The following is a 14,712-nucleotide window of genomic DNA, read 5'->3' as shown; positions in this document are numbered from 1 at the left end:
GAAATCCGCTTGTTTTTTGCTAAGAGCCTTCGGGCTGCCTGTCTGAACGGTTGCGGATGATAATTCCGATTATTCCATATTGCAAGCGGTTAATGGTAGAAATTGTGTAAAGATTAAATCATTGAAAAATATTATATAAAATTCATCATTAATTGATTTAGAATATTGGGTGGATAGGTTGGTGGTAAAACTGCTTCTTTACGGAAGGCGTTTTCAGACGGCCTATATGTAAAGGCTATGATGCCGCCTTATCAAATCTTTGCAAATGCCGTACAATCTGCCGCCAAGCCGACACAGAGTGGCTTTTTTATTTCTACAAATCCCCAAAAAAAAAACACAAACCGCTCCGCCTGTTTTTTAAAACGCAAACCATAAGGAGCGAAAGATGAAAACCAACCGCCGTTTAAACACCCTCGCCGCCTGCCTCGGCCTGCTGTTCTGCATGCCCGAAGTCTGGGCGGCCGACAGTACGTCTGCTGAAAATACGTCCGAAAGCAACGCCCTCGATTCTGTAACCGTCCGCGCCAAACGCCTTACCCGTGATGAAAAAGGCGAAGCGCAGCAATACAGCAAAAATGTCTCCAATGCCTATCTCGGCAAAGAATATCTCGAACGCTACCAAACCGACGCCGCAGGTGATGTCCTCAAAGGCTTGAACGGCGTCTACAACATGAACACCCGCAATGCGGGCAGCGCAATTACGCCGAGCATACGCGGCATATCGGGCAAAGGCCGCATCCCCGTCACTATCGACGGCACGGAACAGACCGTAGACGTGTGGATGAACAACTACGGCATTGCCGACCGCAACTACGTCGATCCCGCCCTGTTCCGCAGCATTGCTGTGGAAAAAAGCCCGGCCATGACGCGCGGCGTCAAATCGGGCGTTGGCGGTTCGGTAGCGATTTCTACCATCGAAGCGGACGATATCGTGCCGGAAGGCGACAAATGGGGGATTCAAATCAAAGGCAGCTTTTCCGACAATACCGCCAAACCGCGCGTGGACAATCTGCAATATTTGGGTGTGGAAGACTATCGAACCATTCCAAACCGGCCAATCGCCGATGGTCCGAGCGGGCGGGTAGCGGGAACGGGGGAGATATATCAGGCTTTGGAATTTGATAATTATGTACCCCCGAGAAGCCGGAGCCACAAACTGTCCAATTTCAAGGGAGACAAATCGGGACTGGTAGCTGCCGCCTTCAAAAGCCGTCTTTCAGACGGCCTTATTGCTTACAGCGACCGCAGCAAGGGCAATTATTTTTCCGGCAAACGCAGTGCGGGAGGCTATCTCTACAATCCCGTTTACGATTCCGACCATCCCGATTTCGGCAACACTTCCGCCACCATGATTCCCAATATGGCCAAGCTCTACCGCCCGGGCGAAGAGGTATTTAACAGCAATGTCGAGAGCAAAACCCTGCTGCTGAAAAACAACTGGTATCTGCCGCACAATCAGAAAATCAGCCTCAGCCATATGCGCACCCGCGTCCGCTTCGGCGAAAACAACCCTTTTTATAATGCATTGGTGCTTGGATTCAGCGATGAATATAATTTTGTTGGCCAACAACCGCGCTATTATCCTATTCAAGGTCTGGATTCCCATATCCAAAGCAAAAGCTACAAACTGGGCTACGAATGGCAGCCGGAAAACAGCCGCTGGATAGACTTGCAGGCCAATGTTTGGCGTATCCGTACCGACAGCAGCCGCCACCAGAGCGGCGGCCCCGAATTGGGCGTTACCTATGGGGATACCAATTACGATAACTGGGTGCAATGTTTCATTCGCCATAAAACCCCCCAACGACTGACAGAACAGGGCATGACCTGCAACGACATACCGAAGGAAGAGCCGAAAGATCCTCCTCCCGTTCCCGGTGCATACCGCGTCAAATCCGGTGCTGAGCAGCGTACTTATGCCACTCGTTTCGGCGCCGACATCAGCAACCGTTTCCGCCTCAGCGACAAATTAAGCATGACTTTGTCGGGCAATATCCAATACGAAAAACTCGACGAAAAAACACAGATCTCCCATAACGACAAAGATTTCTTCGATATTATCGGCGCGGTCAGCACCGCTACCGCCATTGCGGGCCCGCGGGCGGGACGCCGCCACGAATGGGGAGCGGGTCTGGCCTTCGACTGGCAGCCGACCGGCCGTCTGAACATTCAGGCGGGCGTGCGCTATGAAAAATTCTGGGCGTTTGATGATGCCTTGGCCAAAGCGCGGCGTGAGAAGAAAGATCCGTTTTATTCTTCCGATATGCAAGGAGGAAAGCTTTCCACCGGTTATGTCGTCGGCGCAGAAGCACCCTATTACGAGCTGATAAGCAATAAAGAAGAGGCTGACGATATACGGCGGATTTTGCGGACATGGGATGAAACCCATGATCCGTACAAGGTTCAGGAGCTGCGCGACAGATTTAGAAACAAATACGGCTACGACTATGACGATGTAACCAATAAAAGCGGAAATATACAAGAGCCTATCAAAATCACCGACCGCAACGGGCAAGATTTGATAGGCCGCTACGACGGCGCGGTTTACCGCCTGAAATATGTCTACACGCCCTATGTCAACGGCCAATACCAGGGCCCGCTATTCCGCAAGGGCCAGTTTGACGAAAGGGCGGAAAATCCGCAGGGACTGGCCGGCAACTATTGGAAATATCTAAACGGAATGGCAACCAGAGGACAATACAACTATCTGGAAAGAAAAAATCAGGCGGATCTGGCAAGAAACCTGTCCGATGTTTACAAAAAACCGCAAACCGAAGAAGAAATCTGGCCGACGCCGCAACGCCTGACCGCCCACTCCTGGTCGCCGATGCTGGCCGTCAGCTACGATCTCACCGACAACGGCCGCCTGTTTGCCCGTTTCGCCCGCGCCACCCGCTTCCCCAGCATTTACGAAGCCACCACCACCAATGTCAACCTGCTGTATCCCCACTCTACCGAGTTTCACCTCAAACCCGAGCGCAGTACCAACTGGGAAATCGGCTATTCCTTCAACTTCGCCCCCTATGCCAAGCGGCTCAAAGCGGGCGACGTGCGCCTGACCTACTACAACAACACCATCAAAAACGCCATCGACATCACCGAAAACAAAAACCTCACCCAATACGACAAAAAGCAAAGCGCGGGCATCGAGCTGCAAAGCCGCCTCGACAGCGGCAGATGGTTTGCCGCCTTCGGCGCGAACTACCGCCTGCGCCAGCGCGTCTGCGACAAAACGACGGCGTGGAACTACGACGTCTACAACAACCGCATCCCCGAATGCATAGACGGCGGCTTCGGCGCCACCCGTTTCTACCAGACCATGCAGCCGAAATACTCGATTAATCTCGATATCGGCACCCGCCGCCTGAACAACCGTTTGGAACTGGGCATGCGCGGCATCTACCACAGCACCGTCAGCACCAAACAGCAGGACCAGCTGGCCGAACAGGGCTTGGCGCGCATTCTCGAAGCCACCGGCCGCCCCTACCACTGGCGCGCCGCACTGGTGTTCGACATGTACGGCAAATACCAAATTGGCAAAAACTTCGGCCTGAACTTCGGCATCACCAATCTCACCAACCGCTACTACCTCGACCCGATGTCCAACGTCCCCATCCCCGCTCCGGGACGGGCTGTAACCATTGGTTTTACGGGGAAATTTTAGGAACGAAGAGGCCGTCTGAAAAGCCTATTCCATGTTTTCAGACGGCCTCTGCTTGTTCTAAGTAGGGTTTCAATCCGTTTTTAACTTCGTTGGGACTTGGCTTTCAGAAACGTCATTCCCGCGGTTATGCCCCGAAGGGGTGCTGGCGGGAACGGCCTCTTCGCTGCGCCGAGTATGGCGCGGCCGTGTTAAATCCGCCGCGTGTTTTGCTGCTTTGTGTTAAGCTTTCGGGCGGGCTTGCACACTTTCATCATTATGTTTTATGCCATAGAGCGTCGGCCTTTGCTGTATTTTGCCGGTGCAAACATTCGGGCCCTGTTTAGTTAACCGTTGATTTTTAAGGATAGAACCATGAAATCGCTAAAAACCTTTCTGATTTGGGGCATCGTGGTCTTGGTCGGCTTGGCCTCGTTTACCACGCTTGCCCTCAGCAGGGGCGAGCAGGTCAGCGCGATATGGATGGTTACGGCCGCCGTGTCGGTGTACTGCATCGCCTACCGTTTTTACAGCCTCTACATCGCCAACCGTGTGATGCAGCTCGACCCCAACCGCCTCACGCCCGCCGAGCGGCACAACGACGGTTTGGACTATGTGCCGACGCACAAGGGCGTGTTGTTTGGCCACCATTTTGCCGCGATTGCGGGCGCAGGCCCGCTGGTCGGCCCCGTTTTGGCCGCGCAGATGGGCTACCTGCCCGGCACGCTGTGGATTATCTTCGGCGTGGTGTTTGCCGGTGCAGTGCAGGACATGATGGTGCTGTTTGTGTCGATGCGCCGCGACGGTAAGTCGCTGGGCGACATTGTGAAACAGGAATTGGGCACTGTGCCCGGCGTGATTGCTTCCATCGGCATTTTGATGATTATGGTGATCATCATGGCCGTGCTCGCGCTGATTGTGGTGAAAGCGCTGGTACACAGCCCGTGGGGTACATTTACCATTGCCGCGACCATGCCGATTGCGCTGTTTATGGGCATTTACACCCGCTACATCCGCCCGGGCAAAATCGGCGAGATTTCCATCGTCGGCTTTATTTTGCTGATGCTGGCGGTAATTTACGGCGAAGACGTGGCGCACAGCTCCTTCGGCCATATTTTCGACCTCGACGGCATCCAGCTCACTTGGGCAATCATGATTTACGGTTTTGTGGCCTCCGTATTGCCCGTATGGCTGTTGCTCACGCCGCGCGATTATCTGTCCACTTTCCTGAAAATCGGCACGATTGCCGCGCTGGCGATCGGCATTGTGATTGTGAACCCCGCACTGCAAATGCCTGCGGTAACGCACTTTATCGACGGCTCCGGCCCCGTGTTCTCCGGCCATCTGTTCCCGTTCTTGTTCATTACCATCGCCTGCGGCGCGGTTTCTGGCTTCCACGCGCTGATTTCTTCGGGCACAACCCCGAAAATGTTGGAAAACGAAACCCATGTGCGCATGATCGGTTACGGCGGCATGCTGATGGAGAGCTTTGTGGCGATTATGGCTTTGGCCGCCGCCGCCTCGCTTGACCCGGGCGTGTATTTCGCTATGAACAGCCCCGCCGCGCTCATCGGCACCGATGCCGCCAATGCCGCGCAGGTGATTACCAACCAGCTCCACTTCCCCGTTGATGCCGCCACGCTGCTGCACACCGCCAAAGAAGTGGGCGAAAACACCATTCTCTCCCGCGCAGGCGGCGCGCCCACCTTGGCCGTGGGCATGGCGCACATCATGAGCCGTCTGATTCCCGGCGAAGCCATGATGGCCTTCTGGTATCACTTCGCGCTGTTGTTTGAAGCGCTGTTTATCCTCACCGCCGTCGATGCCGGCACGCGTGTTGCCCGTTTTATGATTCAAGACTTGGGCAGCATTTTCTTCAAACCCTTCGGCAACACCGATTCCATTCCGGCCAACCTCGTCGCCACCTTTATCGCTGTGGCGCTGTGGGGCTACTTCCTCTACACCGGCGTAACCGACCCGCTGGGCGGCATCAACTCGCTCTGGCCGCTGTTTGGCATTGCCAACCAAATGCTGGCGGGTGTGGCGCTGATTATGTGTACCGTCGTGCTCGTGAAGATGAAACGCGACCGCTATGTCTGGGTAACGCTCGTGCCTGCGTTTGGCGTATTGTTTGTCACCTGCTGGGCCGGTTTGCAAAAACTCTTTGACGAAAGCCCGCGCGTCAGCTTCCTTGCCCACGCCGCCAAATATCAGACGGCCTTGGACAACGGCGAAGTGCTCGCCCCGGCCAAAGACTTGGGCGAAATGTCGCAGGTGATTTTGAACGACTACGTCAACTCCGGCCTCACCGCCCTGTTCCTGTCTGTGGTCGTCGTTGTGGCCGTGTACGGCGTGCGCACCGCCATGAAAGCGCGCAAAGTCGGCTGGCCGACCGCCAAAGAAATCCCGGCGGTGTACCGCGACGGCACGCAGCCGCAGGAGGCGCAAAGTGAGGCATAAACTCGCCAAGATTTGGAAAACCGCCAAGCTCACCGCCAGCCTGATGGCGGGCGTGCCGGATTATGAAAACTACGTTGCCCAACAGCGCAGGCACAATCCCCACGCCCCCGTGATGACCGAGCTGCAGTTCCAAGACTACTGCCGCAAACGCCGCTGCGGCGCCAACGGCGGACGCTGCTGCTAAACCGTTTGGCTTGAGTAAGGCAAAAGGCCGTCTGAAAACCTGTTTGCAAGGTTTTCAGACGGCCTTTTCAGCAGCGGAATGTGTGGCGCACGCATCAAGCCGAAAGCAAGGAAAGAGGCCGTCTGAAAACATTCAGACGGCCTCTTGTTCCGATAAATCGATGCGTTTTGACTCTGTTAAAGCTGCGCTTTCAGACGGCCTAACCGGCCGCAGGCAGCTCCATTGCCAACACCGCCTGCTTTTGCGTTTCGCGGAATTGCGCGAGTTTTTCCGCCAGCGCGGGATTATGGTTGGCGAGTAGGGAAACGGCAAACAGCGCCGCGTTGGCCGCTCCCGCTTCGCCGATGGCGAAGGTGGCAACGGGGATGCCCTTGGGCATCTGCACGATGGAAAGCAGCGAGTCTTCGCCGCGCAGGTATTTGCTCGGCACGGGCACGCCGAGCACGGGCACGGTGGTTTTCGCGGCCACCATGCCGGGCAGGTGCGCCGCGCCGCCCGCGCCTGCGATGATGGCCTGGATGCCGCGTTCGCGGGCGGTTTGGGCATATTCGAACATCAGGTCGGGCGTGCGGTGGGCGGAGACGACGCGTGCTTCATAATCGATGCCGAACTCCCGCAGCACGCGGGCGGCGTGTTCCATGACGGGCCAGTCGCTGTTGCTGCCCATGATGATGCCGATTTTGGCCATGTTTTTGCCTTTCTGTTGGGGTTGGGAAACGGTTTGCGGACGGGGCTTTCGCCTCGTTGAAGTTTCTGAAAAGGGGATGTGTTGCGCCTGTGTTCTGACGGGTCGTGTTGCCTGTGCTGTGTCTGCGTATCGGAAACCGTGTGCGTCGCGGCAAAAATGAGTTTTCAGACGGCCTCCAAGCATCGGCGCCGGGTATGTGCTGCGGGCATTCGGTAGTTTGCGGATGGCAAAGCCTGACGCAGACTGACGGGACATCGGCGGCTACGTATGTCTGCGCGATACCGCTGCGAAGCGGCGGGATACGTTTTCAGACGGCCTTTGGCAAGCGGATTATTGAAGGGTGGCTTGGCGCAGAGGTTTGCGAAAAATGAGGTTTCAGTATTTGTCGGCGTGCTGTGCAGCTTTTTTGGCGGCAGCACTGGCGGGGTAGAGGCGCATCAGTTTGCGCCAGGTGTCGCGGGCGACGTCGCGCTGCTGGATGTTCCATTGGCATTGGCCGACGGCAAACAGGGTGTCAGCGGCTTCGGGGCTGTTGCGGAAACGCGAGACGTAGCGGTTGCCGATGTTGATAACCGACTGGCAGTTGCCGAGTTTTTGGTGGCTTTGCAGCAGCAGGTGCATGCCCTGGCGGTCGGCGGGGCTGCCGCTGCCGCCGCTTTCGGACGCTTGCAGCAGGCGGGCGGCGGCGGCGTAGTTGCCGCTGCGGTATTGTTTGCGGGCGGTGGCAAGCGGGTCGGGCGCAGGAAGTGCGGCGGCGGACGGCGCGGTTTCGGCGGTGCGGATGGGCGCGGCACGGCGGTTGGGGTGTTCGAGCCGTTTGATGCGTGTTTGCAGGGCTTCGATTTGGCCGTTGAGGCGGGCGATTTCCGTGCCGAGGCTGTCGATCTGGCTTTGCAGGTCGGGTGCAGGGTAGGGGACGGCGGTTTCTGCGGATACGGTTTCGGCAGCGGGCGTATTGCCATTTTGGGGCGCGGCGGCGCAGGCGGTAAGCAGGAGGATGGCGGCAGGGAAGGGGAGTTTCATATGTCGTGCGGCGTTTTTTCAGACGGCCTCGGGGTGCGGGCGTTTGCGCAGCAGGGTAAGGCCGTCGCCTAGGGGCAGGGTGAGGGGTTCGATGCGGGTATCGTGCGGCAGGGCGGCGTTGAAGGCGCGGATAACGGGCAGGGCGGGCGGGTCGTCTTCCCGCGCCTGTTCGATAACGCGGCCGCCGAGCAGGAGGTTGTCGATGGCGATGATGCCGCCGGGGCGCACGAGGCGCAGGCAGCGTTCGTAGTAATGCGGGGTGGGGGCTTTGTCGGCGTCGATAAAGGCAAGATCGTAGCTGTCGGCGCGTCCGGCGGCGAGGAGTTCGTCGAGGGTGAAGATTGCCGGTTGCAGGTGCAGGCTGATTTTGTGTGCTACGCCCGCTTCCTGCCAAGCCTCTCGCGCGTATTCGGTGTAGGCGGCGTTGATGTCGCAGGCGGTGACGCGGCCGTGTTCGGGCAGGGCGAGGGCGACGGCGGTGCTGCTGTAACCGGTGAAAACGCCGATTTCCAGATAGTTTTCCGCGTCTGTGAGCCGAACGAGCCAAGCCAAAACGGCCGCCTGCTCGGGAGCGACGGCCATTTTGCCCATACGGTGTTGCGCGGTGCGTTCGCGCAAGCGGGCGAGGGCGGGGTGTTCGGCGGGGTTGATGCCGCGCAGGTAGGCGAGAAGCCCGGGTGTGGCGGCAGTGGCGCGGATGCTCATGCGGCGGGATTAGTCGTAGGAATAATAGGTGTAGGGTTTTTTCGCCACTTTGGCGGCGGCAAAGTCTTTTTCTTCCTCGGGATTGAGTTCGACATCCCATAAGAGGCTGCGGTTTTTCAGACGGCGTTCGGCTTCTTCGGGGTGTTTTTCTATGTATTCGTTGAGGAATTTGGTGGCGTCGGATTGGTAGTCGTACATGGTTTTTCTCCTGTTGGAAAGGGCGGCATTATAGCGGAAAGCGGCGGCTGACGAAGGGCTTTTTCCCAGTGCGAAAGGCCGTCTGAAAAGACAAAGCGGGCAAATGGTGCTATGCTTGCTGCCTTTAAATTTCAGGCATTGCGTCACGATGAAGAAAAAACTGGTTGCGGGTTTGGCGGGGCTTGCCGCGGCGGCGGCCGCAGTGGTCGGCGGGCTGCCCTATTATTTCGGCAAACAGGCGGAAACGGTGCTGGACGGGCAATACCGTCTGTTGCAGGAAAGCAGTTTTGTCACCGTTGAATCGCGCATATACGAGCGCGGCTGGTTTTCCTCCACCGAAACGATGCAGGTGCGCCTCAAACCGACGCTGCTCAACAATGCCGCCGCCTATCTGCCCGACAACCTGAAAACCGTGCTTTCCGAGCCGGTTACCGTCGTCAACCGTATTCAGCACGGCCCGTTTGCGGGTGGTTTTGCCGCCGCCAAAGTGGAAAGCGAATTTCGCTACCGCGCCGAATCGGAAAAAGTGCTGAAACGCTTTTTCGGCGACAAAACCCCCGTTTCCTTAACCAACACCATCGGTTTTGGCGGCTCAGGCCGTCTGAACCTCAGCATCCCCGCTTTCGATTACGACGAACTCTCCGGCATCGCCCTCAATTGGAAAGGCTTGGAAGGGCAGACCGACTACACCTCGGGCTGGCAGAGCTACAAAAGCGGCTACACCGCCCCCGGCCTGCACGTCAAACTGGCCGACAAAGGCGACATCGTGCTGGAAAATCTGCACATCGGCAGCGACACCTACGACAGCCCGAGCAAACTCGCCGTCGGCAGCAGCAGTTTCAAACTCAACCGCCTAGCCTTGCAATGGCAGGAAGGCTTGGACTACAACATCAAGCTCAACGAGCTGGTCAATCTCGTTACCGATTTGCAGATCGGTGCTTTCATCAACCCCACCGGCACCGTCCCCCCGTCCAAAATTACCGTAGAAAACCTGCGCTTCGACACCACCATGAACGAAGAGGGCGGCTGGGCAAGCAGCGAAGGCCGCTTCCGCTTCGACAAACTCGCCTACGGCAACGACACCTACGGCCCGCTCGACATCAACGTTGCCGCCGAACATCTCGAAGCCGCCTCGCTGCTGGCCGTCAAACGCAAGCTGGCCGAAATCGCCTCGAGAAACATGAGCGAAGACGACATCCGCACCGCCCTGCTGCACACCGCCCGTAATGAAGCCTCCGGCCTCTTCACAGGAAACCCCGTTATCAAAATCCGCACCTTCGACTTCGCCCTGCCGCAGGGCAAAATCCACGCCGACGGCCAAATCGCCTTCAACGGCCTCACGCGCGGCGATTTGGACGACTTTGCCGCCATGCTGAAAAAAACGCAGGCCGAATTCCGTTTCAACGTGCCCGAGCCGCTTTTGGAAAACATGGCCGTCAGCCAGGCGCGCAGCCTGTTTACCGTCAACCCCGAAGACGAAGCGGAAGGCACGGCAGCCGTCGACGACATCGACGAAACTCTGCGCCTGATGGTGCAGAGCACCGTACGCAACATGGCGGGACAAGGATTCCTCACGCTCGACGACAGCGGCAACATCGCCACCCACATCGACATCGCCCAAGGCCGCATGAAACTCAACGGCAAAGTGTTTGAAGCCGAACCGGAGTTCGACGATTTGGCCGACGGCGCCGATGCCGAAGCGCAGACCGAATCCGAGCCCTCCGCGTCCGGCGGATAAGCAGCCGATACCGGCATCGGGAAAGCAGGCCGCGCAGCCTGCTTTTTTGTTGCCGCAATCGGGCAAAAAGGCCGTCTGAAAACGCTTTTTGTGTTTTCAGACGGCCTTCGAATACGCATCGTCAACATCCGGTTAACGCAGCCTCTGCAAAAGCCGTCTTTATCCGCCGCTGCCGCGCTCCTACAATCCGTGCCTTTGCACACACATAAAGAAAGCATCATGAACAGCAAACCCGACAAAATGCCCGCCCTGTTTCTCGGCCACGGCAACCCTATAAACGTACTCGACCGAAGTAATCCCTTTAACCAAGGCTTTGCCCGTATCGCGCAGACCTTTGCCAAGCCCGAAGCCGTGCTGATGGTGTCGGCGCACTGGTACGGCGCGTCGCAGGAAGTGACTGAGGCGGCGCAACCGGAGCTGATATACGACTTTTACGGTTTTCCGCGCGATCTGTATCAGGTGGATTATCCCGCCCGGGGGCAGCCGCGAATTGGCGGCGCGCGTGCGCGGGCTGCTGTCGGACGAAGGCGTGCGCGGCAACCCTGATCGTGGTTTTGATCACGGGATGTGGACGGTGATGAAGCACCTGTATCCCGATGCCGGCATTCCGGTTGTCCAACTGAGCATCGACAGCCGGCTCGACGCGCGGCAGCATTTCGAACTGGCGCGCAAATTGCGGCCGCTGCGTGACGAAGGCGTGTTGGTGGCAGGCAGCGGCAACATCGTCCACAACCTGCGCCTGATGAGCCGCGAACACGCCGACCAAATCGGCACGGGCTACGCGTGGGCGTTTGAGTTTGCCTACCGCATCAACCAAGCTCTGGTACAGGGGGATAACGATACGCTGACCAATTATCTGCGTCTCGGCGATGCCGCCGCGTTGTCCGTACCCACGCCCGAGCATTATCTGCCGCTCTTGTATATTGCGGCATTGCGCGATGAGGGCGAACCGGTGGAGCTGTTCAACGACACGCTGGTTGGTGGCTCTTTAAGCATGACTTCGGTGAAAGTGGGCTGATGTGCCAAAGGCCGTCTGAAAAAAAGCATATGGGTTAAGCATCCGCCTCTAATTTGTATTATATTTTATAAAATAATTAGTTATGAATGAATCGGTGTTTAGGCAAAGTGCGGTTTGCGTCTTTTCGGCAAACGCTTACAAAAATTGATATAAATCAAAATTCATAATATCATTTTATACAATAATGGTTACTATTAGATTATATATCATGATAATATGAATCAAGTAATAAAAATCCGATCCGACCAAGCCGTGCCCGACGCCTTTCCCGAACGCCAAGCCCTGATGCCGATTTGGGGCGGCCTGCCCGTGCCGAACGGCCAATGGCAGCAGCTTTGGCGCGAGCAGGCGCAAACCGTGTTGCACGAAGACGCGCTGGCCTATTTGCACATCCCCTTCTGCGCCAACCACTGCGTTTTCTGCGGCTTCTACCGCAACGCCTGGAAAGACGACCAAAGCAAACGCTACACCGACAAAGTCATTGAAGAGCTTGCCCAAGAAGCCGAAATCCGCCAAGGCGGCGGCAAAATCCGTGCCGTTTATTTCGGCGGCGGCACGCCCACCGCCCTGCTCACCGACGATCTCGTCCGCCTTATCCGCGCCTGTTACCGATACCTGCCGCTGGCCGACGACTGCGAATTCACCCTCGAAGGCCGCATGAGCCATTTCGACCTCGACAAAGCGCAGGCCGCCATCGATGCCGGCGTCACCCGCATCTCCATCGGCGTGCAAACCTTCAACACCCACATCCGCCGCCGCCTCGGCCGCAAACACAGCGGCGAAGAAGCGGCAGCCTATCTCGAACGCTTAGGCCGTCTGAAAACCGTATTGGTGGCCGACCTCATCTTCGGCCTGCCCGGCCAAACCGAAGAAATCTGGCAAAACGACCTGCGCACCGCCGCCGCCCTGCCGCTGGCCGGACTCGACACCTACGCCTTCAACTGCTACCCCTTCCTGCCCATCAACCGCATGATAGAAAAGGGCGCGTTTCCCGCCCCCGCCGGTTTCGACACCCAGGCCGTGCAATACGCCCACACTGTCGCCTACATGGCAGATCAGGGCTGGGAACAAATCAGCAACAACCACTTCGCCTACCCCGGGCGCGGCGAGCGCAACCTGTACAACAGCCTCGTCAAATCCAACATCCCCTGCCTCGCCTTCGGCTCGGGCGCGGGCGGCAACGGCGGCGGCTACAGCTACCAGGTGCAAAGCGATCTCGAAAACTACCTCGCCACCCCCGCAGGGCAAAAAAACATCAGCCACATGAGCCGCCACAGCGACAACAAATACCTCCTCGGCCGCCTGCAGCACGACATCGAACTCGGCCGCATCGACAGCCGCCTGTTCGCCGCCCACCCCCGCGCCGCCGCCCTGCTGCGCCAATGGCAAGAAATGGGGCTCACCAACCCGCCCGATTCAGACGGCCTCATCGAATTAAACACCAGCGGCCGCTACTGGTCGCCCACCCTCACCCGCAAGCTCATGCTTGCACTTCCCGCAACCGAAGAAAAGGAGCAATCCATGCAACCCCTGTCCGAAGAACAAAAAACCGTCCTGCGCGACACCCTGGCCGAAAACCCCGGCCAAATCCTCGAAATGCTGGCCGCCAAACACCAATGCACTTTTGAGGAAATCATCAACTGCCTGCCCGCCGGCACCGTGCACCAAACCGACGGCGGCCGCTTCGTCGAAATCATGCAGGCCATAGCCGCCTGGAACGAAGCCGTCACCTTCATCGCCCACACCCCCGACGTCATCGCCGAAGTCACCGGCAAACTGCCCGACGGAAGCGTCGGCCGCGGCTTCTACAACTTCAAAGAAGCCCCCGAACCCGGCGGCATCCACGGCCACATCTACTACGAAAACTGCGCCGCCATCTACCTCGTCGAACGCCCCTTCATGGGCAAACGCACCGTCTCCCTCAACTTCATCAACCGCGCAGGCGGCGCCATGTTCAAAATCTACGTCGGCCGCGACGAAAACGGCGAACTCATAGAACGCCAAATCCAAGCCATGCGCGCCCTCTTCGGCGTCGGGGAGGCATAACATGATCACCATCTTCGGCGCCAACGGCAAAAGCGGCCGCGCCCTCATCGCCCACTTGCGCCAAAACGGCTTTTCAGACGGCCTCACCGCCGTTTTGCGCAGCAGCGAACAGGCAGACGACCCGTTTTACGCCGAACACAAAGTGCAAACCCTTACCGCCGACGTCCTCGACCTGCAAGCCTGCACCGACGCCGTCCGCCAAAGCCGCCCGACAACCGTCGTCAGCTTCGTCGGCGGCAAAAACAGCGCGGGCGTACGCAGCGACGCCACAGGCAACATCAACATCATCGACGCTCTTGCCGCCCAAGCCCCGCAGGCGCGCCTGCTGCTCGTCACCAGCATGGGCTGCGGCGAACAATACGAAGGCATGAGTGACATGTTCAAACAAGCCCTCGGTGAAGCCGTCCGCGCCAAAACCGAAGCCGAAAACCACCTGCGCCAAAGCTCCCTGCAATGGGTCATCCTCCGCCCCTGCGGCCTCGGCGACGACAAAGGCGGCAGCCACACCCTGCACACCGGTCTCACAGAAATCCCGCGCGACTACATGGACAGAAACGGCCTCGCCGCCGCCATCGCCTCCATCATCGCCGCAGAACCGTGGCCGTCTGAAACCGTCTATTCCGTCACCGCTTAAACCGCAGCGGCATAAAAAAGGCCGTCTGAAAACAGAAAACCTGCTTTTCAGACGGCCTCTTTCCGCCACCCGTCCTGCTGCCAAATCCCGTTACCGACAGTTTCCATAACGTAAAATCTGCCCGATAATCCGAACCCTTAACTAACAATACCGTTCCCGACTGAAGGCCGTCTGAAACCCTGATGCGGACTTTCAGCGAGCACAGCTTGCATAATGTATAGTGATCCAAAATAAAAAAGATACAAGGCAGCAAGCCGCAGACAGTATGAGTAATACGGCGTAAGTAACAAATTTACTGCCCAAAACCCCCGCAAGCCTTATGCTACAAGACTTTAAGCGGAGTCAAAACCTTTGAACACAAAAAATGCCCTTTTTGCG

Annotated in this window: 10 protein-coding genes and 1 pseudogene; 7 read left to right on the top strand and 4 right to left on the bottom strand. The window is 57.6% G+C overall.

Going from position 1 to position 14,712, the window contains the following annotated elements:
* The first annotated feature begins 385 nt into the window (after window positions 1–385).
* From ACLD9W_RS02670 to ACLD9W_RS02660, 3 genes are all read left to right on the top strand, one after another.
* Entirely contained in the window at window positions 386–3,664 is a 3,279-nt protein-coding gene (locus ACLD9W_RS02670) for a TonB-dependent receptor domain-containing protein (protein WP_410840576.1), read from the top strand.
* A gap of 351 nt (window positions 3,665–4,015) precedes the next feature.
* Window positions 4,016–6,100 carry a carbon starvation CstA family protein gene (locus tag ACLD9W_RS02665; RefSeq protein ID WP_410840575.1) on the top strand — a complete coding sequence of 695 codons (2,085 nt, stop codon included), beginning with the start codon at window positions 4,016–4,018 and terminating at the stop codon, window positions 6,098–6,100.
* Window positions 6,090–6,284, top strand: coding sequence for a YbdD/YjiX family protein (locus ACLD9W_RS02660; RefSeq protein WP_410840574.1), 195 nt, complete (start codon window positions 6,090–6,092; stop codon window positions 6,282–6,284). Before ACLD9W_RS02665 ends, ACLD9W_RS02660 begins: the two co-directional genes overlap by 11 nt.
* Window positions 6,285–6,483: 199 nt before the next feature.
* On the opposite strand, the gene purE is transcribed toward ACLD9W_RS02660, so the two are convergent.
* From purE to ACLD9W_RS02640, 4 genes are all read right to left on the bottom strand, one after another.
* On the bottom strand, window positions 6,484–6,972 hold the full coding sequence (gene purE / locus ACLD9W_RS02655; protein WP_410840573.1) for a 5-(carboxyamino)imidazole ribonucleotide mutase: 489 nt from the start codon (window positions 6,970–6,972) through the stop codon (window positions 6,484–6,486).
* A 375-nt stretch (window positions 6,973–7,347) separates the two neighbouring features.
* The gene (locus ACLD9W_RS02650; protein WP_410840572.1) at window positions 7,348–7,995 is read right to left on the bottom strand and encodes a hypothetical protein; all 648 of its coding nucleotides are present in this window, start codon (window positions 7,993–7,995) and stop codon (window positions 7,348–7,350) included.
* An 18-nt stretch (window positions 7,996–8,013) separates the two neighbouring features.
* Window positions 8,014–8,700, bottom strand: coding sequence for a class I SAM-dependent methyltransferase (locus ACLD9W_RS02645; protein WP_410840571.1), 687 nt, complete (start codon window positions 8,698–8,700; stop codon window positions 8,014–8,016).
* A gap of 9 nt (window positions 8,701–8,709) precedes the next feature.
* Window positions 8,710–8,898: a DUF3460 family protein gene (locus tag ACLD9W_RS02640; protein ID WP_410840570.1), complete on the bottom strand. Its 189-nt coding sequence runs from the start codon at window positions 8,896–8,898 to the stop codon at window positions 8,710–8,712.
* Window positions 8,899–9,046: 148 nt separating this feature from the next.
* On the opposite strand from ACLD9W_RS02640, the gene ACLD9W_RS02635 reads away from it, so the two are divergent.
* The 4 genes and pseudogenes from ACLD9W_RS02635 (at window position 9,047) to ACLD9W_RS02620 (ending at window position 14,334) form a co-directional block, all read left to right on the top strand.
* Window positions 9,047–10,636: a YdgA family protein gene (locus tag ACLD9W_RS02635; protein WP_410840569.1), complete on the top strand. Its 1,590-nt coding sequence runs from the start codon at window positions 9,047–9,049 to the stop codon at window positions 10,634–10,636.
* 219 nt (window positions 10,637–10,855) lie between these two features.
* Window positions 10,856–11,654: pseudogene (ygiD, locus tag ACLD9W_RS02630) on the top strand (4,5-DOPA dioxygenase extradiol).
* 216 nt (window positions 11,655–11,870) lie between these two features.
* Window positions 11,871–13,700, top strand: coding sequence for a heme anaerobic degradation radical SAM methyltransferase ChuW/HutW (gene hutW / locus ACLD9W_RS02625; RefSeq protein WP_410840568.1), 1,830 nt, complete (start codon window positions 11,871–11,873; stop codon window positions 13,698–13,700).
* Between the two features lies 1 nt (window position 13,701).
* The gene (locus tag ACLD9W_RS02620) at window positions 13,702–14,334 is read left to right on the top strand and encodes an NAD(P)-dependent oxidoreductase (RefSeq protein ID WP_410840567.1); all 633 of its coding nucleotides are present in this window, start codon (window positions 13,702–13,704) and stop codon (window positions 14,332–14,334) included.
* Window positions 14,335–14,712: the final 378 nt, after the last annotated feature.

It is taken from the genome of Neisseria sp. WLZKY-1 (genome assembly GCF_046546535.1).
Lineage (GTDB): Bacteria > Pseudomonadota > Gammaproteobacteria > Burkholderiales > Neisseriaceae > Neisseria.
This window is presented reverse-complemented; position numbering and strand designations above follow the sequence as displayed.